This is a genomic window from Parvibaculum sp. (assembly GCF_002684405.1).
In the GTDB taxonomy this organism is placed as follows: domain Bacteria; phylum Pseudomonadota; class Alphaproteobacteria; order Parvibaculales; family Parvibaculaceae; genus Parvibaculum.
The window spans coordinates 20,670-29,316 of the sequence record NZ_NYVD01000049.1; the positions used below are offsets into that span (position 1 = coordinate 20,670).

Below are 8,647 nucleotides of genomic sequence, written 5' to 3' on the forward strand. Positions count from 1 at the left end.
TCCAGCCCGCAAACGGGTCTCTAGCCTCTGGGATCGTGCAGGTCGAAAAGGCGCTTGTGTTCCTCGATGGCAAAACGGTCCGTCATGCCCGCGATGAAGTCGCAGACCCGGCGCGCCGTCTTCATGCCTTGCGGCCCGTCGCAGCCTGCCTGCCATTCCGGCGGCAGCTGATTGGGCTCGGCATGAAGAAGCCCGAACAGGTCCCGGACGATACGCTTTGCCTTGCTCATGCTCCGATTGACCCGGTAATGGCGGTACATGCGCTCGAAGAGGAAGGCCTTGAGCGCCGCGTTATGCTCGTTCATCTCCGCCGAGAAGGCGACGATGGCCCGGTCGTGATGGCGGACATCCGCCGCGCTTTGCGGCTTCGCGCGGTCGAGCCGCGCCTGCGTTTCCTGCATCACATCGCCGATCATGGCACCGATGAGACGGCGCACCGCCTCATGAATGATCCGCGTTTCCTCAAGCCCCGGATAGCTGTCGAGAACCTCCCCGAAAACATCGCCCACCAGCGGCAGCGCCATCAGATCGTCGATACTGAACAGACCGGCCCGCAGCCCGTCGTCAATGTCGTGATTGTTGTAGGCGATGTCATCGGCGAGCGCGGCCACCTGCGCCTCAAGCCCGGCATAGCTGTGGAGTTCGAGGTCCTGCTGCTCCGCATATTCCACAATGGCGCGCGGCAGCTCATCGGCGCCCCGGCCGGGAGTGATAACCGGGCCGTTATGCTTCACCAGGCCCTCAAGCGTCTCCCAGGTGAGGTTGAGCCCGTCGAAATCGGCATAGCGGTGTTCGAGCTTGGTGACGATCCGGAGCGTCTGGGCATTGTGGTCAAAGCCGCCAAAGCCATCCATGCAGCCGTCGAGAGCATCCTCACCGGCATGGCCGAACGGCGTGTGGCCGAGATCATGGGCCAGCGCCAGCGTCTCGGCCAAATCCTCGTCCAGCCCCAGCAGGCGCGCGATCGAGCGTGCGATCTGCGAGACCTCCAGCGAGTGAGACAGCCGCGTCCGGTAGTTGTCGCCCTCGTGATAGACGAAGACCTGGGTCTTGTATTTCAGCCGCCGGAAGGCCCCGGAATGAATGATCCGGTCGCGGTCGCGCTGGAACGGCGTGCGCGTGGCGCTTTCGGGCTCGGGATAGAGCCGGCCCCTGGTTTCCACCGCCAGCGTGGCAAAGGGCGCCGTCGTCCCCGGATTGGAGACGATGGAACGGCCCTTCCCGTTCGGGTTCGGATCGCTGTCTGGCACGCCGCTCTCCTGTCCTGACCGTTTGAAATCCGAGGCATAGCCTCTTACATCTGTTATGAGCTATATTTAGTATCATTCCAGAACGGAAGGCCTCCTTTGTGAAGAAGGGGCCTCATCGGAAAGAACGCCATGAGCGATATGGACATCGACACCCTGCCCGGCACCGGCCAGCCTATCACCGTTTCCGACCGCGCTTTCAAGCAGATCGCCGCGATTATTGAAGGAGAAGGTGAAGGCGTGATGCTGCGTGTGGCGGTTCAGGGCGGCGGTTGCTCGGGCTTTCAATATGCCTTCACGCTGGACGATACCGCGCAGGACGACGACCTCGTGATCGAAAAGGACGGCGTGTCGGTGCTCATCGACTCGGTCTCGCAGATGTATCTCGCCGGATCGGAAATCGATTATGCGGAAGACCTGATCGGCTCCGCCTTCAAGATCGCAAACCCGAACGCGCAAGCCAATTGCGGCTGCGGCACCTCCTTCTCGATCTGACGCCACGATCCGGGGGCGCCCTCTCCCTTCCCCATTTCCGTACGATGGGCCAGACTGCCGCTTCCCGACTCGCTCGCGTTCCGGAAGACGGCTACCCATGAAAATTGCGACCTTCAACGTCAACTCGGTCAAGGCCCGGCTCGGCAATCTCAAGGATTGGCTGGACGAGGCCCAACCCGATATTGCCTGCCTGCAGGAAATCAAATGCGTCGACGACGCCTTCCCGAAAAGCGATATCGAGGCGCTGGGCTATAACGTCGCCGTGCATGGGCAGAAGACCTATAACGGCGTTGCCATCCTCTCCCGCCATCCGCTTGAAGATGTGACGGCGGGCCTGCCCGGCGACAAATCCGACGAACAGGCGCGCTATCTGGAAGCGGTCGTCTCCATCGATGGCGGCGCGGTGCGCGTGGCGAGCATCTATCTGCCGAACGGCAATGGCGGCGATGAAAAATACGCCTACAAGCTAAAATGGATGGACCGCCTGATCGACCATGCGCGCGGCCTGCTCGCCTATGAGGAACCGCTGGTCCTCGCGGGCGACTACAATGTCATTCCCACGGATGACGATGTCTACGATCCGGCGGCCTGGGCGGAGGATGCGCTCTTCCTGCCGGAAACCCGGGCGAAGTTTCACACGCTTCTCAATCTCGGCCTGACCGACGCCTTCCGCGCCTGCCATACGGAAGCGCATCGCTATTCCTTCTGGGACTATCAGCGCGGCGCCTGGCAGAAGGACAACGGCATTCGCATCGATCATCTGCTTCTGTCCGCGCAGGCCGCGGACCATCTGACGGGCTGCGATATCGACCGCGCCGTGCGCGGCCGGGAAAAGCCCTCCGACCATGCGCCCGTCTGGGCGAGCTTCGACTTCTAGCAAGGGAGAGATGCAATGGCCGATCTGCCCATCGAAGGAGGCTGCCTCTGCGGCGCGATCCGCTATGAGCTGACCGAAGCGCCACTTCACTCCACGATCTGCCATTGCCGCATGTGCCAGCAAGCCGCCGGCGCGGCCGTCGTGCCCTGGGTGACGGTGAAGATCGAGGCCTTTCGCGTGACGAAAGGCGAATTGAAGGATTACCGCTCGTCCCCGCCCGCCTCGCGCGGCTTCTGCGGGAATTGCGGAACGCAGATCAGCTTTTGGCATGAGGCGCGCGGGGAGGAAATCGATGTGACGCTGGCCTCGCTGGACGATCAGGACGCCTTCCCGCCGACGCGCCAGATATTCACCGAGTCCCGCCCCGCCTATATGAAAGGCTTCGACGCGGATCTCCCCGGAATGGAATGAGCATGATCAAACTGACCTTTTGCCTGCGCCGCCTGCCCTCGTTCACGCTCGAAGAATTTCAGGATTACTGGCTGAACAAGCACGGGCCCCTCGTGGCTTCGCACCGCGAGGCGCTGCGCATTCAGCGTTATGTCCAGCTGCATTCCGGCGATCCGGCCATGGCCGAGGCGCTCCGCGCCGTGCGCGCGGGCGGCATCGAAAACGCGCCGGAGATTTATGACGGCGTCGCCCAGCTCTGGTGGGCCAATGCGGAAGATCTGGCCGCCATCGGGACCGAGCCCGACGCCATCGAGGCGGGACGCGCATTGCTGGACGACGAGCAGAAGTTCATCGATCTGGCGAATTCGCCGCTCTGGTTCGGCGAGGAGAAGGTGATCTTCGGCTGAGGATCAGTTCCCCGGCCCGTCGGTCGAGGATTCCACCCAGGCTTCCGCAAAACGGGAGCCCTTTGACTTTTCGCCGGCCTTCATACGAGGTTCGTACTTGTCGTACATCTCCTCGGCCTTCTGCTTGATGGCATCGTCGCCATAGCGCTGCGCGAGCATCAGAAATCCCCAGGCGTCTTCCCGGTTCACATCCACGCCGTCGCCGTCGAAATGAATGCGCGCAAGCTCCAGAAAGGCCGGTGGGAAACGCTTTTTGGCGGAGAGGAAATACCAGCGTAGGCCCTCCGACTTCTCTATCGGCACGCCCCAGCCATTGCGATGCATCTGGCCGAGATAGAATTGCGCATCCGCGCGCGGGGCCAGCGCCCCAACCTCGAACCAGCGAACCGCTTCTTTGTAGTTCTTGTCGAGTTCGATATCCGGATTGCCTTCGCGGTAGATGAGCCCCAGCCGCGTGGCCGCTTCCGGCTGCCCGCCTTCCGCGGCGATCTTGTAATATTTGAACGCCTGCGCGTCGGACTGCGGAACGACCTTGCCTTTGTCGTAGAGATTGCCGAGCAGCCAGGCCGCGCCGACATGGCCCTGATCGGCGGCCTTCGTCCAGTCCTTCACGGCGCTCGTCATGTCGCCGGACTTGTAGGCCGTCATCCCCTGCTGGAAGGCCGCGCTCGCTTCCGCCGGCGCGGCAGCGCGCACTTCTCCCCCCACGGTCAGGGTCAGGCCGAGAGCGGCGGCAAGAACGGCAAGTCGTTGAAATCGGGACATGGAACTCTCCTCGGGTCTCGGCATCCGGATAGGCAACAGCCCCGGATACTAGGCTGCCCGTTCCGGCCGATAAAGGAAATTTCCCTTAAAAATCCGTTGGATGGCAGATCAGCGCCTTTCCGCCACATTTCCCGCTTAGCAAGATTATGGAGGCTCACCAGTAGAGGAGAAAAGCGATGCAAGAAACGACGGTCATCATCAGCAACCCCATTCTGCTGGTCATCATCGGGATTATTCTGGTCGCCCTGCTGCCGGTCTGGCTTTTCCTCGGCATCGTCGCGATATGGATGGCGGTTGGCCTCTTTGTCGGGTCCTTCGTCTACTGGTTCATCCTGTTCCTGACGGGCATGCAGCTCCTCGCGCTCATCGCGGGCGTGGCGACGACGATTTTCATCTGGATTGGCTTGTTCAGATAACAAAAAAGGCGACCATAAAGGTCACCTTTTCGATTATGCGGACCGCAATCAGTTCATGAGCGCGCTGGTCTTTTCGCCTGCGGACTGGGAAATATTGGGCTCTGGCTCCGTAACCTTGGCCGGTTCCTCATCAGCCTTGGCGAGCGTGACACTGACCGTACCCTGATATTTGTTGTCCGATCCTGTGGCGGAATCGATCGCCCAACCGATACCGCCCCCGATAAGGATGTTCCCGAAAGTTGCGGCGTTCACGTCGGACTTGTTGACGAAAGAAGCATCCTGATACCCGTCCTTCGAGCAATTGAAAATGATATCGTATTTCGTCTTCTCGATGGTCACGGTCCCCGGCGTCGGATCCACAACACCAATCTGAGCCCCTTCGCGCTCCAGCTCGCAGCGCGCCCCGGTCGGACTGGTATTCACTCCAATGGTCTGAGATTGTCCATCGACAATAGTCGAGCACCCGCCAAGCGCCAGAACGGCGCCCGCGGCAATAATCAGCTTTTTCATTACTCCCCCAGTTTTCACGGTATGACACCCGGGGACAATGATTGGCCAAAATCTCAATAAGTAAAACAGTCAATTTTCCCTAATTCCGGAAAAATCGTCTGTTATCGCGGCAAGGTCACGCGGCGCTTTCCAGCCGCTTCACCGCATCGCTCAAGCGGCTGATCGTGCTTTCGGCGTCGGCCTTGCGCTCGCGCTGCTCCTCCACGACATGTTCCGGCGCACCGGCCAGGAACTTCTCGTTGCCGAGCTTGGCGTCGATCTTCTTCACCTCGCCTTCGAGCTTGGCGATCGCCTTTTTAAGACGCTCCATTTCGGCACCGAGGTCGATCACATCGGCCAGCGGCAGGAAGATCGTCGCCTCGTTGAGCACCATCTGCACCGCGCCCTGCGGCACGCTGTCGGTCGGCTCGGCCTTTTCCAGCCGCGCCAGACGCATGATGAGATTCTTGTGGCGCTCCAGCCGCTTCAGCGTTTCGCCGGAGGCATCCTTGATCGCCAGTTCGATTTTCGCACCCGCCGGCACGTTCATTTCCGCACGCACCGAACGGACATCGGAAATGAGGCGGATCACCCATTCCATCTCGTCATCGGCTTCCGGCGAGCCGACACCGGTCAGCAACGGCCACTCGGCAAGAGCCAGCATGCCGTCACGCTTCGGGCCCTGCTCGCCCGTGCGCTGCCAGAGCTCTTCGGTGATGAACGGCATGAAGGGATGGAGCAGTTTCAGGATCTGATCGAGCGTCCAGGCGGCGGTGGCGCGCGCCTCGGCCTTCGCCGCCTCGTCCTCGCCCATCAGCAACGGCTTGATGAATTCCAGATACCAGTCGCAGAAGACGTTCCAGACGAAACGATAGGCCGCGCCCGACGCATCGTTGAAGCGATAGGCCTCGATCTCCTCGGTGATCTTCGACGCGGTGCGCGCGACTTCTCCCACGATCCACTTATTGACCGTATGCTGAACATTCGCCGGATCGAACCCCTCGACGCGGACGCATTCGTTCATCTCGCAGAAACGCGAGGCGTTCCACAGCTTGGTCCCAAAATTGCGGTAGCCTTCGACGCGGTTCGTGGCGAGCTTGATGTCGCGTCCCGGCGCGGCCATGGCGGAAAGCGTGAAGCGCAGCGCGTCAGCGCCATATTCGTCGATAAGCTGAAGGGGATCGATGACGTTCCCCTTGGTCTTCGACATCTTCTGGCCCTTCTCGTCGCGGACCAGCGCATGGATATAGACCGTGTGGAAGGGCACTTCCTTCATGAAGTGCATGCCCATCATCATCATCCGGGCGACCCAGAAGAAGATGATGTCGAAGCCCGTCACCAGAACGTCTGTCATGTAGTAGCGTTCGAGTTCCGGCGTCTTGTCCGGCCAGCCGAGCGTGGAGAACGGCCAGAGCGCGGATGAGAACCAGGTGTCGAGCACGTCTTCGTCGCGTTTCAACTCGACCTTCTTGCCGTAGTGCTTCTCCGCCTGCTCGTGAGCTTCCTCTTCGGAATAGGCAACGAAGATTTCACCGTCCTCGGCATACCAGGCCGGGATGCGATGCCCCCACCAGAGCTGGCGGGAAATACACCAGGGCTGGATATTGCGCATCCATTCGAAATAGGTCTTTTCCCAGTTCTTCGGCACGAAGCTCGTCTCGCCCCGCTCCACCGCCTCGATGGCAGGCTTGGCGAGCGTCTTCGCATCGACATACCACTGGTCCGTCAGGAAGGGCTCGATGACGACCATCTTGGACTTCTCGTCATGCGGCACCATGACGGGCTTGTCCTCGATCTTCTCAAGCAGGCCGAGCGCCTCAAGATCTTCGACGATCTTCTTGCGCGCCTTGAACCGCTCAAGGCCGCGATAAGCCTCCGGCACGAGATCGTTGAGATGCGCCGTCTCGTCGAAGATGTTGATCTGTTCGAGATCGTGCCGCTTGCCGACCTCGAAGTCGTTGAAGTCGTGTGCTGGCGTGATCTTCACCGCGCCGGAGCCTTGCTCGGGATCGGCATGCTCGTCGAAGACGATGGGGATGAGGCGGTCCGTCAGCGGCAGCTTCACCTTGGCGCCCTTGAGCGGCGCATAGCGCTCGTCTTCCGGGTTCACTGCAACCGCCGTGTCGCCCAGCATGGTTTCGGGGCGCGTGGTGGCGACGACGATATAGTCGCGCGTTTCCGTGCCGGTCTGGTTGCCGTCCTCGTCATAGACCGGCCACTCATAGGTGACGCCGTCGGCCAGCGGATAGCGGAAATGCCAGAAATGGCCCTTCACCTCGATATTCTCGACTTCGAGGTCGGAGATCGCGGTCTGAAGCTCCGGATGCCAGTTCACCAGCCGCTTGTCGCGATAGATGAGGCCCTCGCGGTAAAGCTCCACAAAGACCTTGAGAACGGCTTTCGACAGCCCGTCATCCAGCGTGAAGCGCTCGCGGCTCCAGTCGCAGGAGGCGCCGAGGCGGCGAAGCTGGTTGATGATCGCGCCGCCGCTTTCGCCCTTCCACTTCCAGACGCGTTCGATAAAGGCGTCCCGGCCCATATCGCGGCGGTGCATGTTGCCTTCCGCATCGAGCTGGCGCTCTACGATCATCTGGGTCGCAATACCCGCATGGTCGAGGCCCGGCTGCCAGAGAACGTCCTTGCCGCGCATCCGCTCGAAGCGGATCAGAATGTCCTGCAGCGTATTGTTGAGCGCATGGCCCATATGCAGCGTGCCGGTGACGTTCGGCGGGGGGATGACGATGCTGTAGGGCTTGGCCCCGCCCTTTACCCGGTCCGACGGCCCCGCCTTGAAGGCTCCGCCCTCTTCCCAGAGCGCATAGAGCCGTTTTTCCACTTCCTGCGGGGCGAAAGTCTTGTCGAGCATCTGAAATCTATCCTTGGACGGCCCGGAACACGGGGGGCGTCGGCAAATCGGGCCAAATACGGAGAATCCGGCTGTTTTACACCACAGCCGCAGCCCCCTATCAAGCGGGCCGCGCGAGACGGCCACGACAGCTTGGAAAGGCCAATGAAAAAGGCCGGTCCGTTTCCGGACCGGCCTCGAAAGCCTTTGGTATGGAAACGAAGAATCAGCGGCGCTTGCGCGCTACCCGCTCGATCTCTTCGCGTACCATTTCCTCGACCATGGAAGGCAGGTTGGCATCGAGCCAATCCTTCAGCATGGGCTTCAGAAGCTCGCCGACCAGCTCTTCCAGCGTCCGGGCGTCGCCCGTGCTGGTCACGAGCGAGCTCGACAGCGCGCCGAAAGCCGCCGAGGCGGCATCCTCGGTCACGCGGGACATCAGATTGCTGTTGGCTGCCTCGGAAAGAAGCGGCTCGGCATTCTCGGCGCTCATGACAGGCTCCTGCTCCTCTGAAAGCTCTTCGAAAACGATGTCGTCATCGGCGTCGAACGTCTCCTCGTCGGAGGCGTCGTCTTCAATGAAATCGGAAGGCTCAAGATCGGCAATGCCGGCCTTCTCCTCGATTTCGGGCTCGATTTCAGCTTCGTCGGCCACATCGACCGGCTGAGAAAAGGCCGGCTCGACGACATTCGTCTCGGTTGGCGTCTCGGCTGGC

10 protein-coding genes are annotated in these 8,647 nt (G+C 61.2%); 5 read left to right on the top strand and 5 right to left on the bottom strand.

Annotated elements, in window-relative coordinates; genetic code table 11:
- Positions 1 to 20 precede the first annotated feature (20 nt).
- Positions 21 to 1,208 (bottom strand): deoxyguanosinetriphosphate triphosphohydrolase, encoded by a 1,188-nt coding sequence (locus CMI59_RS04370; RefSeq protein WP_293325274.1) that lies wholly within the window; start codon positions 1,206 to 1,208, stop codon positions 21 to 23.
- Between the two features lie 171 nt (positions 1,209 to 1,379).
- Between CMI59_RS04370 and erpA the strand changes: the two genes are divergently transcribed.
- The 4 genes from erpA to CMI59_RS04390 all read left to right on the top strand — a co-directional run bounded on the left by erpA (position 1,380) and on the right by CMI59_RS04390 (position 3,416).
- A complete protein-coding gene (gene erpA, locus CMI59_RS04375; RefSeq protein ID WP_293325254.1) occupies positions 1,380 to 1,742 on the top strand; it encodes an iron-sulfur cluster insertion protein ErpA in 363 nt (120 codons plus the stop codon).
- A 97-nt stretch (positions 1,743 to 1,839) separates the two neighbouring features.
- Positions 1,840 to 2,619: an exodeoxyribonuclease III gene (locus tag CMI59_RS04380; RefSeq protein WP_293325255.1), complete on the top strand. Its 780-nt coding sequence runs from the start codon at positions 1,840 to 1,842 to the stop codon at positions 2,617 to 2,619.
- A gap of 15 nt (positions 2,620 to 2,634) precedes the next feature.
- A complete protein-coding gene (locus CMI59_RS04385) occupies positions 2,635 to 3,030 on the top strand; it encodes a GFA family protein (protein WP_293325257.1) in 396 nt (131 codons plus the stop codon).
- A 2-nt stretch (positions 3,031 to 3,032) separates the two neighbouring features.
- Positions 3,033 to 3,416, top strand: coding sequence for an EthD domain-containing protein (locus CMI59_RS04390; protein ID WP_293325259.1), 384 nt, complete (start codon positions 3,033 to 3,035; stop codon positions 3,414 to 3,416).
- A gap of 3 nt (positions 3,417 to 3,419) precedes the next feature.
- Here CMI59_RS04390 and CMI59_RS04395 read toward each other — a convergent pair whose 3' ends face one another.
- Entirely contained in the window at positions 3,420 to 4,181 is a 762-nt protein-coding gene (locus CMI59_RS04395) for a tetratricopeptide repeat protein (protein ID WP_293325261.1), read from the bottom strand.
- Positions 4,182 to 4,357: 176 nt separating this feature from the next.
- On the opposite strand from CMI59_RS04395, the gene CMI59_RS04400 reads away from it, so the two are divergent.
- Positions 4,358 to 4,597, top strand: a complete 240-nt coding sequence (locus tag CMI59_RS04400; RefSeq protein ID WP_293325263.1) for a hypothetical protein — start codon at positions 4,358 to 4,360, stop codon at positions 4,595 to 4,597.
- Positions 4,598 to 4,645: 48 nt separating this feature from the next.
- On the opposite strand, the gene CMI59_RS04405 is transcribed toward CMI59_RS04400, so the two are convergent.
- From CMI59_RS04405 to CMI59_RS04415, 3 genes are all read right to left on the bottom strand, one after another.
- Positions 4,646 to 5,107: a membrane lipoprotein lipid attachment site-containing protein gene (locus CMI59_RS04405; RefSeq protein ID WP_293325265.1), complete on the bottom strand. Its 462-nt coding sequence runs from the start codon at positions 5,105 to 5,107 to the stop codon at positions 4,646 to 4,648.
- Positions 5,108 to 5,222: 115 nt separating this feature from the next.
- The gene (locus tag CMI59_RS04410) at positions 5,223 to 7,952 is read right to left on the bottom strand and encodes a valine--tRNA ligase (RefSeq protein ID WP_293325266.1); all 2,730 of its coding nucleotides are present in this window, start codon (positions 7,950 to 7,952) and stop codon (positions 5,223 to 5,225) included.
- A 205-nt stretch (positions 7,953 to 8,157) separates the two neighbouring features.
- Positions 8,158 to 8,647, bottom strand: a 490-nt coding sequence (locus CMI59_RS04415; protein WP_293325268.1) for a DUF2497 domain-containing protein, incomplete at its 5' end; no start/stop codon positions are given.

Coding starts and splice junctions, on each gene's coding strand:
- CMI59_RS04390 (WP_293325259.1), top strand. CDS start 3,033: ATGATCAAACTGACCTTTTGCCTGCGCCGCCTGCCCTCGTTCACGCTC.
- CMI59_RS04395 (WP_293325261.1), bottom strand. CDS start 4,181: ATGTCCCGATTTCAACGACTTGCCGTTCTTGCCGCCGCTCTCGGCCTG.
- CMI59_RS04410 (WP_293325266.1), bottom strand. CDS start 7,952: ATGCTCGACAAGACTTTCGCCCCGCAGGAAGTGGAAAAACGGCTCTAT.
- erpA (WP_293325254.1), top strand. CDS start 1,380: ATGAGCGATATGGACATCGACACCCTGCCCGGCACCGGCCAGCCTATC.
- CMI59_RS04385 (WP_293325257.1), top strand. CDS start 2,635: ATGGCCGATCTGCCCATCGAAGGAGGCTGCCTCTGCGGCGCGATCCGC.
- CMI59_RS04400 (WP_293325263.1), top strand. CDS start 4,358: ATGCAAGAAACGACGGTCATCATCAGCAACCCCATTCTGCTGGTCATC.
- CMI59_RS04380 (WP_293325255.1), top strand. CDS start 1,840: ATGAAAATTGCGACCTTCAACGTCAACTCGGTCAAGGCCCGGCTCGGC.
- CMI59_RS04405 (WP_293325265.1), bottom strand. CDS start 5,107: ATGAAAAAGCTGATTATTGCCGCGGGCGCCGTTCTGGCGCTTGGCGGG.